The organism is Vibrio alfacsensis (assembly GCF_019670485.1).
Taxonomy (GTDB): domain Bacteria; phylum Pseudomonadota; class Gammaproteobacteria; order Enterobacterales; family Vibrionaceae; genus Vibrio; species Vibrio alfacsensis.
In genome coordinates this window covers 2,204,180-2,224,579 of record NZ_AP024165.1, presented here as the reverse complement: position 1 = coordinate 2,224,579, position 20,400 = coordinate 2,204,180, and the positions used below count along the sequence as shown (strand labels likewise).

The following is a 20,400-nucleotide window of genomic DNA, read 5'->3' as shown; positions in this document are numbered from 1 at the left end:
ATTGTAATGTGACAACAAGTTAACAAAAACTCACGAAGTTACATAGTTCATCGCTTTCTTATTCTGTTTTGTCACAACTAAGCTGTGCTAATATAGCGCCTCGTTCATTTTTTAGTTGATGCCCTATGTTAGAAGTCTCTAACCTTACTGCGATCCGCGATGAAAGGATCTTGTTCGAAAATCTGCAGTTTGAAATTAAACCTGGAGAACTCGTCCAAATAGAGGGACGTAATGGCACAGGGAAAACAACATTGCTACGTATCGTAACCGGATTAGGCGATAGAGAAGAGGGCATCATCAAATGGAAAGGTGAATTGATCGAGAAAGCTCGCGATGTTTTCCATCAAGATTTGCTTTTTTTAGGACACCAAACTGGCGTGAAGCGAGAGCTTACCGCGCTAGAAAATCTGCGTTTTTATCAATCTATCCATAATAATCGCTCTTCAGATGAAGAAATCTTTACTGCACTCGCTCAAGTGGGGCTAGCTGGAAGAGAAGACGTGCCTGTCGCACAACTTTCTGCAGGGCAACAGCGACGAGTTGCGCTAGCCAGACTTTGGTTGAGTAACCAAATTTTATGGATTTTGGATGAACCTCTTACCGCAATTGACAAACAAGGTGTGAAAGTTCTTGAATCCCTGTTTGCTCGTCATGCAGATAATGGTGGCATCGTCGTGTTAACCACACACCAAGATATGTTTGCAGATAGCACGAAACTTAGAAAAATTAAGCTAGGTGATTGAGATGATATCTTCCATGACCACCATTATCCGCCGTGAGTTGCTGATCGCATTTCGTCGTCAGGCCGATATTCTAAACCCGCTGTGGTTCTTTATTATTGTTATCACTTTGTTCCCATTGAGTATTGGTCCTGAGCCAAATTTGTTAGCACGTATTGCTGCGGGCATTGTTTGGGTTGCTGCATTGCTCTCTGCGTTATTATCATTGGAGCGTCTATTTCGCGATGATTTCCAAGATGGTTCGCTAGAGCAAATGATGCTAATGCCAATCCCTTTGCAACTTGTTGTTCTTTCGAAGGTCATAGCTCATTGGTTGTTAACGGGGTTACCACTTATCTTGATCAGCCCACTGTTGGCCGTATTACTTTCTCTTGATTTTAATACTTGGTTGTCTGTGGTTCTGACGTTAGTGATCGGCACGCCAGCACTGAGTTTTATCGGTGCAATTGGAGTGGCATTGACCGTTGGATTGCAAAAGGGCGGCGTACTTTTGAGTTTGCTGATTCTTCCGCTCTACATTCCAATTTTGATTTTTGCGACATCTGCAATTGATGCTGCAGCACTGGGTATGGCGTATAACGGTCAATTGGCAATTTTAGGCGCGATGTTGATGGGGGCAATGACATTGACTCCATTTGCGATCAGTGCGGCATTAAGAGTTAGTGTTAATTAACTCAATAAAGAGCGTCTTAGTTGGCGTTTGATCAAAGAATTATTATTAAAGCACTGCTACGGTCCCGGCCCTCTGGATAGTGTCCCTGAAGTAAGAGCGAGAATTAAACATGTGGAAATGGCTCCATCCTTATGCCAAGCCAGAAGCAGCTTATGATTTAAGTGGTAAGTTTCTCCCTTGGTTTTCTGTATTGGCCTTAGTCTGCTTATCGGTAGGTACGGTATGGGGGCTTGCGTTTGCTCCATCGGATTACCAGCAGGGCGACAGTTTCCGAATTATTTATATTCACGTCCCTTCCGCCATTTGGTCGATGGGCGTTTACATGTCGATGGCGATTGCTGCATTTATTGGCCTAGTGTGGCAAGTTCGACTTTCTAACATGGCTGCACTAGCAATGGCGCCGATTGGTGCGGTGTTTACCTTTATTGCTTTGTTAACGGGAGCAATCTGGGGTAAGCCGATGTGGGGCACATGGTGGGTTTGGGATGCACGTTTAACATCTGAACTAATTCTTCTATTTTTATACCTTGGTGTGATCGCGCTTTACCATGCATTTGATGATCAAAAAACAGCGGCAAAAGCGGCGGGTATTTTAGCGATTGTTGGTGTGGTTAACCTACCTATTATTCACTTCTCTGTGGAGTGGTGGAACACGCTTCACCAAGGGGCAACAATTACAAAATTTGAAAAACCATCTATCTCAGCAAATATGCTTTGGCCGTTGCTATTGAATATTTTTGGCTTTGCGTTTTTCTTCGGTGCAGTCACGATGGTGCGTTTTAGAAACGAAATTATCAGCAAAGAGAGCCACCGACCTTGGGTGCGCAAACTTGCTACCGAAAAAGCGCAGTGAGGGAATTGAATTATGCATTTTGAAACGCTAAGCGATTTATTTGCCATGGGTGGCTACGCGTCATACGTGTGGAGCGCATTTGGTATTACCTTTTTATCTATGATCATTTTGTTGGTTTCGAGTCTTCGTCGAGGAGATGCGTTATTGAAAGAAGTTCAAGCAAAAATTGATCGTCAAACGCGCATTGACGCGGCGAAAAATATGGAGAACACCTTATGAACCCGAGACGTAAAAAGAGGCTAGGTATTATTTTAGCCATTTTTATCGGTATCAGTGCCACGGTTGGTTTGATGCTTTATGCACTTAACCAAAACATGGATCTCTTCTATACGCCGACAGAGCTTGTTAACGGTAAGCCTGATGGCAGCAAGCCAGAGGTTGGTCAACGTCTGCGTATTGGCGGTATGGTTGTAGAGGGTTCTGTTCGCCGTGATCCTGAGTCTCTAAAAGTTCTTTTTGATTTGCACGATGTTGGTCCGAAAGTGACGATCGTTTACGAGGGGATTCTTCCTGACTTGTTCCGTGAGGGGCAGGGCATTGTTGCTCAAGGTGTTTTAGAGAATGCAACAACAGTAAAAGCGTTCGAAGTTCTTGCGAAACACGATGAAGAGTACATGCCACCAGAGATCGCAGAAGCGATGAAGAAAACGCATGAACCTTTGCAATACACAACCGAACAGAAACAAGGAAGCGGCCAATGATTGCTGAAATCGGTCACTTTGCCCTCATTTTATCGCTTGCGATGGCGGTGCTATTAAGCATTCTGCCGTTATGGGGAGCATCAAACAACAACACAATGCTGATGAACACAGCACGACCACTATCATGGTCGATGTTCATTATGCTGTTTTTCTCATTCGTCATCTTGTGTTGGGGTTTTTATACTAACGACTTCACGCTGCAATATGTTGCGAGCAACTCAAACAGCCAACTTCCTTGGTACTACCGTCTAACTGCGGTTTGGGGCGCACACGAGGGTTCATTGTTGCTTTGGGTTCTTATCCAAGCCGCATGGACGGTAGCCGTTGCGACTTTTAGCCGTGGTATGCCACAAGAATCGGTTGCACGAGTACTCGCTGTAATGGGTATGATCTCAGTCGGTTTCTTACTGTTTATTATTTTGACTTCAAACCCATTCTTGCGCACGTTGCCATTCTTCCCGGTAGACGGTCGAGACTTGAACCCTCTGCTTCAAGATCCTGGTTTGATCGTTCACCCTCCAATGCTATACATGGGTTATGTTGGCTTCTCGGTTGCTTTCTCGTTTGCCATTGCCTCTTTAATGACGGGTCGTCTTGATACGGCTTGGGCACGCTGGTCTCGTCCTTGGACAACCGCTGCATGGGTATTCCTAACACTCGGTATCGCACTAGGCTCTTGGTGGGCATACTACGAACTTGGCTGGGGTGGCTGGTGGTTCTGGGATCCAGTGGAAAATGCATCATTCATGCCATGGCTAGCGGGTACAGCATTGATGCACTCTCTAGCAGTAACGGAAAAACGCGGTACATTTAAAGCTTGGACTGTACTACTGGCGATCTCTGCATTCTCGCTAAGTTTGCTCGGTACGTTCTTGGTTCGCTCTGGTATTTTGGTCTCCGTACACGCGTTTGCCTCTGATCCATCTCGCGGTATGTTCATTCTGGGCTTCCTAGTGTTCGTTATCGGTGGTTCTTTATTGCTGTTTGCTGTTAAAGGTGCAGCGGTTCGTGTACGTGGCAACTTCGATTTAGTATCACGTGAAAACGCATTACTAGCTAATAACGTTCTGATTATCGCAGCGCTTGTGGTTGTCCTTGTCGGGACGCTATTGCCATTAGTTCATAAGCAAATTGGTCTTGGTTCGGTTTCTATTGGTGCGCCATTCTTTGACATGCTATTTGCTTGGCTGATGATGCCATTTTCATTCTTGCTAGGTATCGGTCCGCTGATCCGCTGGAAACGAGACAACTTATCTAAGCTTGTTAAGCCAATGATTGTTTCTGGCATTTTGTCTTTCGGCTTAGCCGCAGTTTGCGTTTACTTGTTCGCAGATTTCTTCTCAGTCATGGCTTACATTGGTTGGGTAATGGCAATCTGGATCATCTCGATGCACGGTTTTGAGCTATACGAACGCGCAACGCACCGTCATAGTTTTGTTGAGGGCGTACGTAAACTACAACGCAGTCACTGGGCGATGATGTTAGGCCACATTGGTCTTGCTGTTACCGTTATTGGTATTGCGATGGTGCAAAATTACAGCATCGAGCGTGATGTTCGTCTGGCTCCTGGCGAGCACTTTAAGATTTACGGTTACGATTTTTACTTCTCTGGTCTACGCGATAAAGACGGTCCGAACTACGATGGTTACATCGCAGATTTTGAAATCACTAACGATGGTAAATATGTGAATACCCTCCATGCGGAGAAGCGTTTTTACCGTACTGCGAAGTCAATGATGACCGAAGCGGCAATCGATCGAGGCATCACTCGCGACTTATACATTGCGATGGGTGAGCGTTTAGATGATAACCGTTCTTGGGCTGTACGAATTTACTACAAACCATTTGTTCGTTGGATCTGGGCTGGTTCTTTGATTATGTCTCTAGGTGGTGCTTTAGCTATCTCGGACAGACGTTACCGCTTTCGTAAAACAACGAAGAAAGACGGACAATCAAAGCTAGCGGAGAAGGAAGCATAATATGAATAAGAAAGTCTTATTTATCCCGTTGGTGGCTTTTATGGTTTTGGCGGGCATCTTCGCAACTCAGTTGGTTCGCAACCAAGAGGGCGATGACCCAACGAAACTAGAGTCTGTACTTGTTGGCAAACCCGTACCGGAGTTTCACTTAGAAGACTTAGCGGAACCTGGTAAGCAATATGACCAGTCGATTTTTAAGGGCGAACCTTTGCTACTTAATGTTTGGGCAACGTGGTGTCCAACCTGTTACGCAGAACACAAGTACCTAAATGAATTGGCGGGCAACGGCGTGAAGATCATCGGTATGAATTATAAAGATGATCGTAATAAAGCGATTGGCTGGTTGAATGATCTTGGCAACCCATACCTGATTAGTCTGTTTGATGGCAGCGGTATGCTTGGTCTGGATCTTGGTGTATACGGCGCACCGGAAACGTTCGTTATCGATGCAAATGGAGTCATTCGTTACCGTCATGTTGGTGATGTCAATCCACGCAATTGGGCGGAAACTCTAGAACCGCTTTATACCCAATTGGTTGAGGAGGCGAAGCAATGAAAAAGTTTCTCTTAGCCGCTTTCGCCGCGATGACATTTTCGATTGCTGCTCATGCAGCGATCGAGGTGTATGAGTTTGATAATTTGCAGCAAGAGCAGCAGTTCAAAGAGCTAGGGCATACCTTACGCTGCCCTAAATGTCAGAACAATACGATTTCAGACTCTAATGCTGAACTCGCGCAAGACTTACGTCATAAGGTTTATGAAATGACCAAAGAGGGTAAGTCTAAAGACGAGATTGTCGATTACATGATTGCTCGTTACGGCAACTTTGTGACTTACAATCCTCCGTTTACTATGGCGACTGCCATTTTGTGGCTTGGTCCATTTGCGGTTGTTTTAGGTGGTTTTGGCTTGATCGTACTACGTAGCCGCAAGTCAAAGGCGCTGGCTGCACAAGATAGTGAAGAAGAGTGGGACGCAGAGAAAGAAGCGCGCCTTAAATCACTACTTGAAGAAGAGAATAACGGAGATAAGAAGTAATGACTCTATTTTGGATTGCTACCGTTGTTCTTACGCTTGTCGCATGTGCACTGATTGCATTACCGATACTCAAGCAAAAAGCCAACAACGATGAAGTGTTGCGTGATGAGCTAAACAAAGCGTTTTATAAAGACCGTCTTTCAGAACTTGAAGAAGAAACCGATGAAGGTTTGGTTGAGAGCCAAGATGAATTGATTTCTGATTTGAAGCAGTCTTTGCTAGATGACATCCCAAGTGAAAAAATACAGGGTGAAACCAAAGTCTCACCAATGGCGGTTTTGATTCCATCTGTAGTGCTGACGGTGGCATTGAGCTATGGCTTGTACTTCAAGTTTGGCGCATCACAAGATGTGATTCAATGGCAAGAAGTCACTTCTAATCTTCCTGAGTTGTCTAAGAAGTTGATGTCTGCTTCTTCTCAGCCATTAAGCGAAGATGAAATGTCTGATTTGTCTTTGGCATTGCGTACTCGTCTGCATTACCAACCAGAGGATTCTACGGGTTGGTTATTATTAGGGCGCATTGCGCTAGCAAATCGTGATGTAACCACCGCCATTGATGCGATGGAGAAATCGTACAAGTTGGATCCGAAAGATCCTGATGTTCAGCTTGGTTACGCACAAGCCCTTATGTTGTCACAAGACGATATGGATCAAGCGACGGCACGTTCATTACTTGGCAAACTGATGCAGCAAGATTACGTTGATTTACGTGTCTTCTCACTGCTTGCGTTTGACGCATTTGAACGTCAAGATTTCCCTGCGGCGATTAAGTACTGGGGCATCATGCAGCAAATGATTGGTCCTGAAGACAGTCGTTATGAGATGCTAGGTCGCAGCATTGAAAGTGCGCGTAAGCAGATGGGCGAAGCCGTTTCTCCAGATAAGAGTGTTGCAGTCACGATTAATGTGGCACCGGAAGCGCAATTGGATCCCAATGCAGTGCTTATTGTGTCTGTTCATCGTGCTGATGGTTCGCCAATGCCAGTGGCAGCGGCTCGTTACCCGTTAGGCACATTCCCTCGTACTGTGGTACTTGACGATGGCAACTCGATGATGGAAGGGCAAAAACTTTCTTCGTTAGACAAGCTTTTGGTACGAGTGCGTGTCGATTCTGATGGTAACGTTGCAACGCGTGATAAAGATTGGCACGGTGAAAGCGAAGCGGTTGAGTTTGGTCAGCCAGTTGACGTGACGATTGATAAACAGTATCAATAATTCACGTTCGACTCTGATATATGACACTTTGTGATTATCAGGTCGGATTTGTGGTATGACTAAGACCGATCGAGTAGAATGATTAAGGCCAGCATTAGCTGGCCTTTATTTTAATAGTCGTATGGAACACAGAATGTATAACAAGGGTAAATCCATCTTGTTGTTGCTGTTTGCAGTTGGGCTGGCAGGGTGCTCAACCGCACCAGACAAAGCAGTAACAGAAGACAATGAAACAAATCAGACGACTGCGGGTGTTTATGATCCGTTAGAAAGCTTTAACCGTGCGATGTGGGATATCAACTACGATTATCTAGACCCATACTTGGTTCGCCCCGTTTCACTTGCGTATGTTGGGTATACGCCCGTTCCAATTCGTTCTGGTATCGCTAATTTTCTCGCAAACTTAGATGAACCAGCGAGCGTGGTGAACAACCTTATCATGGGTAACGGCGGCAAAGCGGTCGATCATTTCAACCGTTTTTGGATTAACTCGACGTTTGGTATTTTTGGGGTGTTCGACATTGCAACCGCCGCTGGTATTACCAAATATGACAACAAAGCGTTTAGTGATGCGATTGGTCACTATGGGGTTGGCAATGGGCCATACTTTATGATTCCAGGCTATGGTCCGTATACCTTGCGCGAGGTGACGGATACCGTTGATGGTTTATATCCGGTATTGTCATATGTAAACTTCTGGGCTGGCTTAGGCAAGTGGGCGCTAGAGGGGATGGAGAAACGTGCTTTATTGGTGCCACAAGAAGCTCAACTGGAAACCTCACCAGATCCATACGTACTGACGCGTGATGTGTATATTCAGAGGCAAGACTTTAAGGCCGAAATCAACAATACGGATGACGTCGATGAAGATGAAGAAGCGTACTTAGATGAGTATCTAGAAGAAGATTTCTGATTACACAATAAGTAACAAGAATTCGTATCAAACAAAAAGGCTTAGCGTTCGCTAAGCCTTTGTTTTATCAAGTAGTTCTATTCGAAAATTAGAACGTGTAGTTCGCTTGAACACCAATTAGCCACACGTTGCCCGTCACTTCACCTTCGAATTTACCACCGAATGCTGCGGCAGCGTTGTCAGAAGAATCACGAGGCTCGCTGATTGGTGCATCTTTAGCAAAGATGTAAGTAAAACCAGCGTCTAGAGTTAGGTTCTTAGACCATTCGTAACCTGCGCCAACACTTAGCCATACGCGGTCCGTCTCTGGAATTGTTGTAGTACGGTATTTGTCATCAACGGCTGACATATCGTAAGCAACGCCAGAGCGCAGCGTCCATTTTTGGTCAAGTTGATAGGTTGTACCTACAGCAAAGCGGTAGTTGTCTTTCCAATTTTCAGTTTTTACTAATTGGTCTGATTTATCGCCAAACTCCGGAATATTAGCCACTAGCTCTTTAAAGCTGCTCCAATCTGTCCAGTTGATGCTAGTGTGAATCGCAAGTTGATCATTTAGTTGGTGTAAGCTTGCTAGTTCTGCGGTAGCAGGGAGTGTTAGTTCCATTGAGCCGTTGTAGCGTGGTTTAACAACTGGCGCTACAAGATTGAAGCCTAGACCTTCCGCATGTCCTTGAAGATTTAATTCAACTTCAGATTTGTAAGCAAAACCAATGCGATTGTTGTCATTGATTTGCCACGCAGCACCGATTTGCCAACCCCATGCTTTGTCGTCACCTTCCATATACTTAAGTGTTTTGCCAGCTAGTGGTTTCATTTGAGGAGGCATGACAGCGCCAATACTACCATCCGCCATGATGTAACGAACACCACCACCAATGCTTAGTTGTTCGTTCAGTTTGTAGGCCGCATTTAGGTTTGCTTCCATCGAGAACACACTCGCTTGGTTACCAAAGTTTGCCGCGGCAAAATCTTTACCTAGATCGGTTTCCATGCCGTAGTTGGTGCCAAGTGCAAAACCAACCGCTAGCTTGTCATTGTATTGATGAGAAAGGTAAAAGTTTGGAATGATGGCATCATGGGCAAAGTCGTGTGAGCTTGCTGGATGCGGTCCATCGATGTAAGTCGATGTGCCATCTACATCAATATTTGGGTTTACATAAATCGCACCAACAGACACCTGTGTACCTTCTAGGTAAGTCAGCATTGCAGGGTTGCGCCATTGTGAGCTTGCATTATCTGCCATTGCTGCTTCGCCTGCGTATGCACGGCCTAGACCAGTTGCAGAGTATTCTGCAAGTTGGAAACCAGCCGCATTGGCGATACCAGAAGCGCTAAGTAGGCTGAATGCCACTGCTGTAGATAGGAGAGTCTTGTTGGTTTTCATTGTAATGTTCGCTGAGTAATTTATAACGTGGAGCGAAAGTTTACGCCTAGAGTTATTACTTTAAAAATGAGATTCCGCCATTGGTTGTTTTTTGAAATATATAACTATTAAATCTAAATTTTTTGGCATATAAAACTAATCGTAACGGGAGTGTAAAGAAATTTCAGCGAACAGCTGTGAGGTATAAAGGTGGTTTTTGATTACACTTGTACGCTTAAATACAGTGAATGGAATTGAATAGATAAGAAAAAAGGCTGGAATACCAGCCTTTTATATAGAGAGTGCTTATATTAGCTATCAGCGCTAAGCTTAGAAGCTGCGGCTGTATTGTAAGCCGAATAGAATTGCGTCAGCGTGAGTCGTTGCAGAAATACTACTTACTGCGATACCACCAACGTTAGTATCTTCATTTACTGAAACGTCATCACCCATTAGGTAAGTGAAACCAAAGTCAACGTTAGATTTAGTGTCGATGTGGTAAGTAAAGCCTGCAGACAACCACTGACGATCGGAATCTGGTACAGAAATTGATGTCACTTGATCTTGCGCACTTGTGTCGTACATGTAACCCGCACGCAGTGTCCAATCGTTGTTTAGGTAGTAAGTACCACCAATCGCGTAGTGCCAACCATCTTGCCATTGGTAATCTTTGTTATAATTACCTGTAAGAAGTGAGTCTTTAAGGTTTTTAAACTCGATTTGGTCAAATGCACCCCAACCGATGTATTGGATCGAGTAGTGAACTGCGAATTTGGTGTCTTCAATTTTGTGATAACCAGAGAACTCAGCCATATCTGGTAGAGGCAGAACGATTTTTTGACCTTTATCGTCTTTCGCTTCAAATTCAGGGCTGTAACGGTAAGAGAAACCAAAACGGTTGTTTCTATCTAGCTCAAATACAGTACCTACGTTGAAACCGACTGCAAAACCATCAGCTTTATCCACGTCAAGTAGAGGAACACCTGGAGATATTGGACCTAGTGTTGGAAAGCCTTCGCCGGCCACACGTTTCATTGTGCCTTGACCATAGATTAAATCTAACCCAGCACCGAAGCTCCATTGGTCATTCAAGCGGTATGAGCCCGCAAGACCAAAGTTGAAGCTCTTCACGTCCGTAAGACCACCGTATTCAGCGGCAACATAGTTGTCAGAAAATTCTGTTTTTGTACCAAAGTTTGAGTAAGCATTCACACCCCAAGCAAATTTTTCATTAACAGGGACAATGAGGTGGATGTTGGGCGCAATTGATGTTCCGCCTACGTCATCAGTGTTAGCAATATCTTGAGGTGGGAATACGTTTGGAGCAGCTTGGCAGCCTGCGCCACAGTATTTAGCATCTTTCACTTCGATAAGTGAAGTAATGCTTTCAAAACCAAGAGATAGCTCAGTTTTATCAAATAGAGCCATTGCTGCAGGGTTACGTGCCATTACAGAGGCATTATCTGCAATTACCGCATCACCTGCGAATGCACGACCGATACCAGTCGCTGATTGTGCGTTTAGCTGGAAACCAGCTGCCATTGCTTGACCAGATGCCATTGCAACCGTCACTGCTAGGAGAGTCTTCTTGAACAGACGCGTATTCTGAGTCATTTCTTATTCCTTATTAATTTCGTCTCTTTGGACGATAAGTTGAGCTTTTGCTCAGTGGCGCAGATAGTAGTATTAAGATTAATAAAGACAAATCCGACCATTGGATAAAATTGAATAAAAATTGCGGAAATGATGTCTAACTGCGGGGATATTGCATCTAAAGTGCATAAATTAGAGTTATAGCTCTAAATGTAAGAGGTGTGGTGAATGTTTTGGCGGTGAATAATAAGAAAACGCCATCAAGTTTCTAACTTTGATGGCGTTTAATGACTGTTCACGGACATTAAGGAATTTTAGGACATTGGTTTGATGAGAGGGAGGATCTTAGCTGCAATAGCTTTTACATCTTCACCTTTCTCACCAACAAGAATCATGCTTGTGTTGCCTATTGGCTCCACGACCCCCGTCATCCCATCTTTATTAAATGCTTTTGCGTTGTCACTTTCTATCCCTGTTAAGAACAGAGTGACTTTGCCATATTGCCCCTGGAAAACCATGTGTAATGCATTGGAATCACCGAATCCGCAATGATTGAGGTAATACACGTGGTAAGGAAATCCATTGGTAAACTGGTAATCAAACGGTGACATTTTGGCGTTGATTTGTGCGCTCGGAACGTTTTCATCAAGGTGGCGAATAAACGCTTCTTCATGAACGACATGCTTAATGGCAGTATCGGCTAAGCTTGCTTGTGCCGGTGAAACGATGAGACTTCCCCAGTTTATTTGACCGACCAGCAACCCCGCAGTAAACGCAACTGATGCCGCCAATGCCATGGCTTTGCGAGCAAAGTTTGGTTTAAGGATTTTCTCATCATCTAGCGCGCTCGATGTTTGGCTGAACAAGATCTTATCTGCTAAGTCTTCCGGCACATCGATGTTCATGGCTTGTTTAATTTTTAGGTCGAGATCCAAAACGTCGTCAACAAACTTACTGTTCGTTTCGTTTTCAGCCATCACTTGTGATAGCGCTTCGTCTTTTTGTTTTGGATCCGACAAAATACGACGACGAAATTCTAAATCATCCATTCTTTTGTCCTCTTTGAGTATTTTGAGAATCCAACATCTCTTTTAATTGATTACGTGCTCGGAAAAGGCGAGTCATGACCGTGTTTTTGTTGAGCTCTAAGATCTCTCCGATCTCTTCACCGCTGAACCCTCCAACAACTTGCAAGAATAGCGGTTCACGATAATCCACATCCAGCTTCATGATCTGAGCTTGTAGCCATTCCTGTTGATGATGAGGATCATCGTTGACTTTGGCATCATTGCCATAATCATCGATATCCACCAAATCAAATTGTTTTCGTTCAAATCGGCGAGCATTTTCTCGTCTTAATATGGTGATAAGCCAAGATTTCGCTGCTTTTTCATCTTGAAGACTGTCGAGTGACTTCCAAGCGCGCAAACAGGTTTCTTGCACTAAATCTTCTGCAATCGCTTTATCTCGACATAGCCAGTAGGCATAGCGATATAAATCTCGGTGATAGCCTCTAACGAGCGCTTCGTATTTTCTTTGTCTGTCCATATCAGAGTTGACCGGACTGTCGGAATTTTTCTTTCCGAATATTTTAAAAATTGCCACAGGAGCCTCCGTCTTGCTCTGTGAGGTCTAAAATACTGACCGACATCCATACCATCAATTTTGTGTGCTCGTGATATACCAAACCATTTTTATTAAATTTGTTCGTATGGGTTGCTTTGGTTGAGCACATTTATAAATGATGCCACCGAAAAGGGCATAATCACCATAAAATTGATCTATTTCAAATTTTGTCACAGTGAACGAGTTATAGTACATCTTGTCATCTAGTTAGTCATTACGACTGACATGTTGAGCAAGATGACACTTCCTTTTGAAGGCTGACTTTACTTTCTCCTAATCAGGAAACTGATTACTTTACAATTGGCGTACGTTAATTGTTTTATAGATATTCCGACCACACAACTTTGTGTGGTTTTTTTTTGCTTCCATTTTAGCTTTCCACGTGCTCACCCCAATCAAATTTCACGTAATCTCTAACCTAACCTAACCTAACCTAACCTAACCTAACCTAACCGCCACTCCAGTCACTTGTGTCTTTTGAAAACCGAGAACAAGAACAATACAACTACTTGCTTCACGTTTATTTAAACGCACGTTTGATAATTTTAACAAGTTGATTACAATGCATGAGGTCAGACCTCTTGTATTTAAGGAGAAACAATGGGCAAGCAGGAAGTGAAAACACGCCATGGTGAACGTGTTGCTATTGTCGCAGGGCTTCGAACCCCCTTTGCTCGTCAAAGCACGGAATTTAGCCAGGTGCCAGCGGTCGATTTAGGCAAAATGGTAGTGAGTGAAATGCTTGCTCGCACCGATATCGATCCTAAGTTAATTGAACAGGTTGTGTTTGGACAGGTAGTTCAGATGCCAGAAGCGCCAAACATTGCACGCGAAATAGTGCTAGGCACAGGAATGAATATCCATACCGATGCTTACAGTGTGACACGCGCGTGTGCGACCAGTTTTCAAGCGGCCGTGAATGTGGCGGAAAGTATCATGGCTGGCACCATTGATGTTGGTATCGCTGGTGGTGCGGACTCTTCTTCTGTATTGCCAATTGGCGTGTCGAAAAAACTTGCTGCGAACTTACTCGCTTTAAGTAAAACCAAAACATTAGGTCAAAAGCTTAACATTCTTAAAAATCTGAGCTTCAAAGACTTGATGCCAGTTCCTCCTGCTGTTGCCGAGTATTCCACTGGCCTTTCAATGGGGCAGACCGCAGAGCAAATGGCCAAGTCCCATGGCATCACCCGTGCCGAACAAGATGCATTAGCGCATCGTTCTCACACTCTGGCTTCTCAAGCGTGGAAAGATGGCAAGATCCAAGATGAAGTCATGACAGCATTCCCTGAACCATACAAAAAATGGATCTCAGAAGACAACAACATCCGTCATGACTCCACACTCGAAGGGTACGCTAAACTTCGCCCAGCATTTGACCGTCAATATGGCAGTGTGACGGCTGCAAACAGTACGCCGTTAACTGATGGTGGTGCGGCTGTTATGCTCATGCGCGAGGGCAAAGCGAAAGAGCTTGGCATGGAGATTCTAGGCTACATCCGTGGCTATGCATTCTCAGCGATTGGCGTGGAAATGGACATGCTAATGGGCCCGACATACGCAACGGCAAAAGTGCTAGAGAATACCGGCTTGGAGCTTTCAGATCTGACACTTATTGATATGCATGAAGCTTTTGCGGCCCAAGCTCTGGCGAACGTGAAAATGTTCGCGTCAGATGAATTTGCACAAGAACATTTAGGGCGTTCAAAAGCGATTGGTGAAATCGACATGGACAAGTTCAATGTTCTCGGGGGCTCAATTGCTTATGGTCACCCGTTTGCTGCAACAGGGGCGCGTATGATGACGCAAACCCTACGTGAACTAAAACGCCGTGGCGGTGGCCTAGCATTGAATACCGCATGTGCCGCAGGTGGTCTTGGTGCAGCAATGATTCTGGAGGTTGAGTAATGAGCGAGCAAAATGCATTTAGTCTAAAAATTGATGAACAAAACATTGCTTGGCTTGCCATCGATGTTCCGAATGAAAAGATGAACACCTTGCAAGCGGCGTTCGCTGATGAGATGAAAGAGATCTTCGCTCAACTCAAAGACAGCTCCAACGTGAAAGGCATGATTGTTTACTCATTAAAACCGGATAACTTTGTGGCCGGAGCCGACGTTCGTATGCTTGATGCGTGTACAACAGCAAGTGAAGCGGAAGCATTAGCTAAACAAGGTCAAGATTTATTCCAGCAGCTTTCCGATTTGCCTTATCCGGTCGTCGCTGCGATCCATGGCCCTTGTCTTGGTGGTGGCTTAGAATTAGCGCTTGCGTGTGATTACCGTGTGTGTACGGATTCGGATAAAACCCGATTAGGCTTGCCAGAAGTGCAGCTAGGTTTGTTACCAGGATCAGGAGGCACACAGCGTCTTCCTCGTTTAATTGGTTTACTTCCATCGCTGGATCTCATCCTAACCGGTAAGCAACTTCGTGCTAAAAAAGCAAAAAAACTTGGTGTGGTTGATGCCTGTGTTCCTGAGACGATTTTGCTTGATGTCGCGACGCAGTTTATTGAAAAAGGAAAGAACAAAGGCAGTAAAAAACAATCAACCAAAGAAAAATTGGTATCAGGAAGTGGGTTAGGACGTAAGTTTGTTTTTGAACAAGCGGCGAAAAAAGCGAATGAGAAAACACGTGGAAACTACCCAGCAATGCCAGCCATACTCGAAGTTATTCAGCATGGTTTAGAAAAAGGTTTTGCTCAAGGCCAAGAGTTAGAGGCAAAACGCTTTGGTGAGCTAGTGATGAGTTCAGAGTCAAAAGCACTGCGCTCGATCTTTTTCGCAACCACAGAAATGAAGAAAGAAAACGGTACGGATGCTGAACCAGCATCTATCCGCAAAGTTGGAGTGTTGGGTGGCGGCCTAATGGGGGCGGGCATCAGTCATGTCTCTGTAGCTAAAGCAAAAGTACCTGTACGAATCAAAGATGTGAGCAATGATGGTGTACTCAACGCGTTAAATTACAACTACAAGTTGTTTGAAAAGCAGCGTAAGCGCCGCATTCTTTCAAAAGCGGATTTACAAGCGAAAATGCTACAACTTTCCGGGGGCGTAGACTTTACGAGCTTTAATCACATTGATGTGGTTATCGAAGCCGTTTTTGAAGATCTCGACCTTAAGCAACAAATGGTGGCGGACATAGAAGCCAACGCTAAGTCTGAAACCATCTTTGCAACCAATACGTCCTCATTGCCAATACATAAAATTGCTGAGAAAGCAGAGCGACCAGAAAACATTGTGGGTCTGCACTATTTCAGCCCGGTAGAAAAGATGCCGTTGGTTGAAGTTATCCCGCATGAAACCACCTCGGATGAAACCATATCTACAGTGGTGGCGTTGGCGAAAAAACAAGGTAAAACGCCAATCGTGGTTAAAGATAAAGCAGGCTTTTATGTGAACCGCATTCTTGCGCCTTACATGAATGAAGCGGCGCATATCTTGTTGGCAAATGAGCCAATTGAGCAGTTAGATGGTGCACTTCTGGATTTTGGTTTCCCTGTTGGGCCAATCACACTGCTGGATGAAGTCGGGGTGGATATTGGCGCGAAGATCATGCCAATTTTGGTCAAAGAGCTAGGTGAGCGTTTCCAAGGCCCAGATGTATTTGACACGTTACTCAATGATGGTCGTAAAGGGCGTAAAACCGGTAAAGGCTTCTATACCTACAAAGGTAAGAAAAAAGAAGTGGATAAATCCGTGTATAAACTACTTAACTTAACGCCAGAATCAAAATTGAGTGATACTGACATCGCACTGCGTTGTGTGCTGCCGATGCTAAATGAGGCGGTACGCTGCTTGGATGAGGGAATCATTCGCTCTCCGCGTGATGGCGATATTGGTGCAATTTTTGGTATTGGCTTCCCACCGTTTCTTGGCGGCCCATTCCGTTACATGGATCAATTCGGTTTGAAAGAACTGGTTGAGAAAATGAATGAGTTTGCATCGAAATACGGCGATCGTTACGCACCATGCGACGGTCTTTTGACTCGCGCAGGTGAAGAACGTAATTTTTACGAATAAGTGAGTTCTCTTTAAAGCATGATACAAAAGGCTAGCGGGTTGCTAGCCTTTTTTTGATAACGCAACATGCCACATCAATTGTGTTCAATAACTGGTTATTCTCGCTTGTTATAGTTATAAAGTACGAGGGCTTCATTTAAAATTACGATTGTAGACCACTATGTATCGAAAGTTTCAGTCTCGTTTTCAAGTGTTTTTTCTATACTAACTTTGAGCACTTACTCGCTGTTATTGGCAGCAATATTACTTTTTCTTGTCTTTTTTATCTTTATCATGGCCTTTGCCAGGGTTGTCATTACCATGCACGCTAGCGTTGCCTTTGTGGTCTTTGCCGTGCTTTTTAGATGAGCAGTCGTCAGACTTTACGGATACGTTGTCACCATCTAAACGTAAACAGTCTTCGCTCAGTTCAAAACCATCCCCTTTAATCGTAATGTCAGCATAAGCTGGTGCAAGTGGCATTAACATCGCAGTCAGTAAAAGTAGTTTTTTCATCATATTCTCGTGCTTGCGTATAAATTGAACAATGTAATTAAAGCAGAAGCGTATCTTTGATGTTTACCATTTTACGCCACAGTTAGTATCAGATATTCCCATTTACCCAAGTCCGGTATCTTTTGGTCGCAGCTGAAACTCGTCTATTGAGCCGATTTCTTGCCCAAGATTGATGCGCGGTGCATCTTCGTGAGCGATACCTTGGGTGTGCATTATTAAGCGGTTGGCAGTGCGAGGTTTGAGTTCATTCACGACAAATCGAATCATATCGCTGCGAGATAAGGTTTTAAGTTCTTCTAACACCTTCTCACGTTGATTAAATTCCGAGTCTTTGTTACCAATAGCGACCCATAGACGCTGTGCTCTGCCTCTTAGAGTGGTGTCTGGTGTGGCAATTTGGTTCCAAAGCCCTCGTTTACTACTGTGCCATTGGTACTCATTGAGCTCTAGCAGCACCATATAAAATGCGTTTAAGAACTCATCAATAGACGTTACCAGTTCGGCAGGTGCTGCATTTGGTGACTGCACATAGAGCACAATACCCGGATGACGATTTAATGGCATATTGCCTGTCCCAACCATATAGCCCAATTGTTGCTTGGTTCTAATTTCGTGGAAAAACGTTGCCGACATTAGATGGTTTGCTAGCGAGTACAATGCAATATTTCGTGGCTCTGTATTGGTACATTGGTAATAAAGAACCACCGCTGAATCTTGCTGATTGCAATTCACTTCACGCTGGAAACTGCCGCTACCACCAAGCATCACCAATGGACGTAGGGCTTCTTCATAGCGTTGCTCTTTCACTCGTAACGCATTCTTCAGCGTGGTCGCCATGTCATGGGCTTGCTGACGTTGCCAATCGCCATAGACGAACATTTCCACATGTAATTCTGCCAAAATGGATTCAACAAACACGGAAAGCTCATCCACTTCGATTTCTTCTAGCGCTTCAACGAGCGTGGCATAGGGTGGGTTGTTCGGTTGCAGTAACCCCGTTAATGCGTTAAAAAGCTGTGAAATCGGGCGATCTTGAGACGAATTTCGCCAATTTCGTAATAACTGCTGCTTAATCGTTTCGAAGCGAGTTGGGTTGAACTCTCTCGCGGCAAAACGCTGTAAAATCACTTCCAACAGTTGAGGTAGCTTCTGACTAAAACCGGATAGTGTGAGCGTTACGCCCCCTTGGTGAGCGTACATGTTGTAGCCCATCCCCGCGATTTCTGCTTGATAAGTTTCTTGAGCGAGGGAGTCCAAGAACATCTCAACACAAAGTCGGGTTTTCACGATGTTCTTGGGTGAGGCGACAGCATGTGAGCTATCAATGGCGACGTACAATACACCTTTGGGCACTCGGAACTCGTCATCCTGTAAGTGCCAAAGTCGGAACCCCTCCAAATCTTCCACTAACTCGGGTAATGTTCCGCCATTTTCAAATGGGCGAGGGTCGAGTTCGTAACAAATGTACGGGTTTTTTTCTGGTAAAAGAAATTGCCAACTTGGATCAATCTGTTGATAGAAGCGTCGTTGTTCGGCACTAAATGCAGTGACAGAGTAAGGTGTGAAGTACCATTGCGCGGTGCGGTTATATTTAAGATTTTTCGCAATCAATGTTGCACGCACGTTTTCAACGCTTAGGTACTGTAATAGTGACCGTTGTAGTTCGTCATCATACCTTGCCATTTTGTAGTCACCATACATAGTGTCTTCTGGCAAATAATGCTGCATGTTGATCACGAGATGACTGACTAAATCGAGCGGTCGAGAGGCTTCTTGAAAGCGGAATGCCGATTCAAGCACGGCTTGCTTTTCAAGATAACGCCATTCATTCATGCCATCTTGTTTGATCATTGAAAGGTATTGGAACACAGCCTGAATGATGTCATCGACATGTTCCAATCCTACTGGAGTAAGCGTACAACTGACCGTGAAATCGCGATAGTTGCTGCCACTTGCTCCCCCGCCGGCAGACAGAGAAGTAATCCAACCTTTGTTTTTCAGTTGCAGCATTAAACTGCCGTCGCCCTCATAACCAAGTAAGTGAGCAAAATAGGAAAGGGGTTTTATGCTGTAGTATTGATCCATCCCCGGCATAGGGAACGTTAAAATGAGTTTACGAAACTCTTTGACCGGTTCGACTTGAATCAAAATGCCTGTGCTGCCCAGAGTTTCATCTGAATTACCTGGGATACTATCTGCCTTTCCTTGGGTACTCCCTGAACCTCTTTGGTCACAAGCTGAATCTTTTTGGACACAAATAGGTACGTCAATGGTTTTTCCACGCAACTGATGGTTGGTAATGCCAGCAAACATGTGCTCTACCCAAGCCTGTAATTCATCAAGCGATTGTGGGCCGAATAACGTTAGAGTCATTAAGTCAGCGGAATATTCATTGCTATGAAAGTGGACAATTTCATCACGAATTGATTGTCCATCGCGATCGCCCAATGTTTCTAAGTTGCCCACGGAGAACTTAGCAAATGGATGATCTGGGTTTACGATCTCTTTGTTGACTTGGTAGAGGCGGCGAGAATCATCATTGAGTTTTAATTTGTACTCAGATTCTACGGCTTGACGTTCTTTATCGAGCGCTTCTTCGTTGAATAACGGTGCGGTAAAAAATTGACTGAATCTGTCGAGTGCGATTTCAAAAGCGTTTGGATTCACATCGAAGAAAAAGCAGGTGTGCTCTGTACCTGTCCACGCATTGTTTGTTCCACCATGCTGGCTAATATAGCTTTGAAATTCGCCTACTTTGGGGTATTTTTCCGTACCCAAAAAAAGCATGTGCTCTAAATAGTGGGCAAGACCTTGACGATCGTCGGGATCATCAAAGTGTCCTACATTCACTGCTAATGCTGCTGCCGACTGTTGAGCCGTGTCGGAATGAATCAGCAATACGCGCAGAGCGTTACTTAACGTAATGTAGCGGTATTGATTTGAATCGTTTGGACTTAAGTGCACGATGCGTCTCCAAGTTTCGCATTACAGTCATTATGATCCCCATATGGGGACGGTGCAAAGTTTGCGCTTACGCAAGTACGCTTTGCTGAATTTTTGCTATTTGTATGTGTACTAAACCTTGGTATGTGTCGACTAAACCGCGGTAAGTGCACAAAACAGCCCGATGGTTGTGTTTGGGTGGGCTATTTGAAGGAATGCACTGAGTTCATGTCATCTTCGTAGA

Annotated in this window: 18 protein-coding genes; 12 read left to right on the top strand and 6 right to left on the bottom strand. The window is 44.5% G+C overall.

Going from position 1 to position 20,400, the window contains the following annotated elements:
* The first annotated feature begins 125 nt into the window (after positions 1 to 125).
* The 10 genes from ccmA to VA249_RS10150 all read left to right on the top strand — a co-directional run bounded on the left by ccmA (position 126) and on the right by VA249_RS10150 (position 8,114).
* Entirely contained in the window at positions 126 to 743 is a 618-nt protein-coding gene (gene ccmA, locus VA249_RS10195; RefSeq protein WP_221067920.1) for a cytochrome c biogenesis heme-transporting ATPase CcmA, read from the top strand.
* A 1-nt stretch (position 744) separates the two neighbouring features.
* Positions 745 to 1,413, top strand: a complete 669-nt coding sequence (ccmB, locus tag VA249_RS10190; protein ID WP_128810450.1) for a heme exporter protein CcmB — start codon at positions 745 to 747, stop codon at positions 1,411 to 1,413.
* Between the two features lie 109 nt (positions 1,414 to 1,522).
* Complete coding sequence (locus tag VA249_RS10185) at positions 1,523 to 2,266, top strand: heme ABC transporter permease (protein ID WP_211916201.1); 744 nt, start codon at positions 1,523 to 1,525, stop codon at positions 2,264 to 2,266.
* Between the two features lie 12 nt (positions 2,267 to 2,278).
* Positions 2,279 to 2,485, top strand: a complete 207-nt coding sequence (ccmD, locus tag VA249_RS10180; RefSeq protein WP_128810451.1) for a heme exporter protein CcmD — start codon at positions 2,279 to 2,281, stop codon at positions 2,483 to 2,485.
* Entirely contained in the window at positions 2,482 to 2,967 is a 486-nt protein-coding gene (gene ccmE / locus VA249_RS10175) for a cytochrome c maturation protein CcmE (protein ID WP_211916203.1), read from the top strand. Before ccmD ends, ccmE begins: the two co-directional genes overlap by 4 nt.
* Complete coding sequence (locus tag VA249_RS10170) at positions 2,964 to 4,946, top strand: heme lyase CcmF/NrfE family subunit (RefSeq protein WP_221067919.1); 1,983 nt, start codon at positions 2,964 to 2,966, stop codon at positions 4,944 to 4,946. The genes ccmE and VA249_RS10170 overlap by 4 nt, the downstream gene beginning before the upstream one ends.
* Position 4,947: 1 nt before the next feature.
* Positions 4,948 to 5,502: a DsbE family thiol:disulfide interchange protein gene (locus VA249_RS10165; protein WP_221067918.1), complete on the top strand. Its 555-nt coding sequence runs from the start codon at positions 4,948 to 4,950 to the stop codon at positions 5,500 to 5,502.
* A complete protein-coding gene (locus tag VA249_RS10160; RefSeq protein ID WP_221067917.1) occupies positions 5,499 to 5,984 on the top strand; it encodes a cytochrome c-type biogenesis protein in 486 nt (161 codons plus the stop codon). The genes VA249_RS10165 and VA249_RS10160 overlap by 4 nt, the downstream gene beginning before the upstream one ends.
* A complete protein-coding gene (gene ccmI, locus VA249_RS10155) occupies positions 5,984 to 7,201 on the top strand; it encodes a c-type cytochrome biogenesis protein CcmI (protein ID WP_221067916.1) in 1,218 nt (405 codons plus the stop codon). The genes VA249_RS10160 and ccmI overlap by 1 nt, the downstream gene beginning before the upstream one ends.
* A 133-nt stretch (positions 7,202 to 7,334) precedes the next feature.
* On the top strand, positions 7,335 to 8,114 hold the full coding sequence (locus tag VA249_RS10150; RefSeq protein WP_221067915.1) for an MlaA family lipoprotein: 780 nt from the start codon (positions 7,335 to 7,337) through the stop codon (positions 8,112 to 8,114).
* 88 nt (positions 8,115 to 8,202) lie between these two features.
* Here the strand turns inward: VA249_RS10150 and VA249_RS10145 are convergent, their stop codons facing one another.
* The 4 genes from VA249_RS10145 to VA249_RS10130 form a co-directional block, all read right to left on the bottom strand.
* Positions 8,203 to 9,498 carry an outer membrane protein transport protein gene (locus tag VA249_RS10145; protein WP_221067914.1) on the bottom strand — a complete coding sequence of 432 codons (1,296 nt, stop codon included), beginning with the start codon at positions 9,496 to 9,498 and terminating at the stop codon, positions 8,203 to 8,205.
* Positions 9,499 to 9,807: 309 nt separating this feature from the next.
* Positions 9,808 to 11,091, bottom strand: coding sequence for an outer membrane protein transport protein (locus tag VA249_RS10140; protein ID WP_221067913.1), 1,284 nt, complete (start codon positions 11,089 to 11,091; stop codon positions 9,808 to 9,810).
* 293 nt (positions 11,092 to 11,384) lie between these two features.
* Complete coding sequence (locus tag VA249_RS10135; RefSeq protein ID WP_221067912.1) at positions 11,385 to 12,119, bottom strand: DUF3379 domain-containing protein; 735 nt, start codon at positions 12,117 to 12,119, stop codon at positions 11,385 to 11,387.
* On the bottom strand, positions 12,112 to 12,618 hold the full coding sequence (locus tag VA249_RS10130; protein WP_411912347.1) for a sigma-70 family RNA polymerase sigma factor: 507 nt from the start codon (positions 12,616 to 12,618) through the stop codon (positions 12,112 to 12,114). The genes VA249_RS10135 and VA249_RS10130 overlap by 8 nt, the downstream gene beginning before the upstream one ends.
* 678 nt (positions 12,619 to 13,296) lie before the next feature.
* On the opposite strand from VA249_RS10130, the gene fadI reads away from it, so the two are divergent.
* Together fadI and fadJ are read left to right on the top strand one after the other, a co-directional pair.
* Positions 13,297 to 14,604, top strand: coding sequence for an acetyl-CoA C-acyltransferase FadI (gene fadI, locus VA249_RS10125; protein ID WP_221067911.1), 1,308 nt, complete (start codon positions 13,297 to 13,299; stop codon positions 14,602 to 14,604).
* Positions 14,604 to 16,718 carry a fatty acid oxidation complex subunit alpha FadJ gene (fadJ, locus tag VA249_RS10120; protein ID WP_221067910.1) on the top strand — a complete coding sequence of 705 codons (2,115 nt, stop codon included), beginning with the start codon at positions 14,604 to 14,606 and terminating at the stop codon, positions 16,716 to 16,718. Before fadI ends, fadJ begins: the two co-directional genes overlap by 1 nt.
* A gap of 243 nt (positions 16,719 to 16,961) precedes the next feature.
* Here fadJ and VA249_RS10115 read toward each other — a convergent pair whose 3' ends face one another.
* Entirely contained in the window at positions 16,962 to 17,213 is a 252-nt protein-coding gene (locus VA249_RS10115; protein ID WP_221069925.1) for a CG2 omega domain protein, read from the bottom strand.
* 102 nt (positions 17,214 to 17,315) lie between these two features.
* Positions 17,316 to 20,177, bottom strand: coding sequence for an insulinase family protein (locus tag VA249_RS10110; RefSeq protein WP_221067909.1), 2,862 nt, complete (start codon positions 20,175 to 20,177; stop codon positions 17,316 to 17,318).
* Between the last annotated feature and the right edge of the window lie 223 nt (positions 20,178 to 20,400).

Coding starts and splice junctions, on each gene's coding strand:
- VA249_RS10160 (WP_221067917.1), top strand. CDS start 5,499: ATGAAAAAGTTTCTCTTAGCCGCTTTCGCCGCGATGACATTTTCGATT.
- VA249_RS10185 (WP_211916201.1), top strand. CDS start 1,523: ATGTGGAAATGGCTCCATCCTTATGCCAAGCCAGAAGCAGCTTATGAT.
- ccmB (WP_128810450.1), top strand. CDS start 745: ATGATATCTTCCATGACCACCATTATCCGCCGTGAGTTGCTGATCGCA.
- VA249_RS10145 (WP_221067914.1), bottom strand. CDS start 9,498: ATGAAAACCAACAAGACTCTCCTATCTACAGCAGTGGCATTCAGCCTA.
- ccmI (WP_221067916.1), top strand. CDS start 5,984: ATGACTCTATTTTGGATTGCTACCGTTGTTCTTACGCTTGTCGCATGT.
- VA249_RS10170 (WP_221067919.1), top strand. CDS start 2,964: ATGATTGCTGAAATCGGTCACTTTGCCCTCATTTTATCGCTTGCGATG.
- fadJ (WP_221067910.1), top strand. CDS start 14,604: ATGAGCGAGCAAAATGCATTTAGTCTAAAAATTGATGAACAAAACATT.
- ccmA (WP_221067920.1), top strand. CDS start 126: ATGTTAGAAGTCTCTAACCTTACTGCGATCCGCGATGAAAGGATCTTG.
- VA249_RS10130 (WP_411912347.1), bottom strand. CDS start 12,618: ATGGACAGACAAAGAAAATACGAAGCGCTCGTTAGAGGCTATCACCGA.
- ccmE (WP_211916203.1), top strand. CDS start 2,482: ATGAACCCGAGACGTAAAAAGAGGCTAGGTATTATTTTAGCCATTTTT.
- fadI (WP_221067911.1), top strand. CDS start 13,297: ATGGGCAAGCAGGAAGTGAAAACACGCCATGGTGAACGTGTTGCTATT.
- ccmD (WP_128810451.1), top strand. CDS start 2,279: ATGCATTTTGAAACGCTAAGCGATTTATTTGCCATGGGTGGCTACGCG.
- VA249_RS10165 (WP_221067918.1), top strand. CDS start 4,948: ATGAATAAGAAAGTCTTATTTATCCCGTTGGTGGCTTTTATGGTTTTG.
- VA249_RS10150 (WP_221067915.1), top strand. CDS start 7,335: ATGTATAACAAGGGTAAATCCATCTTGTTGTTGCTGTTTGCAGTTGGG.
- VA249_RS10115 (WP_221069925.1), bottom strand. CDS start 17,213: ATGAAAAAACTACTTTTACTGACTGCGATGTTAATGCCACTTGCACCA.
- VA249_RS10140 (WP_221067913.1), bottom strand. CDS start 11,091: ATGACTCAGAATACGCGTCTGTTCAAGAAGACTCTCCTAGCAGTGACG.
- VA249_RS10135 (WP_221067912.1), bottom strand. CDS start 12,119: ATGGATGATTTAGAATTTCGTCGTCGTATTTTGTCGGATCCAAAACAA.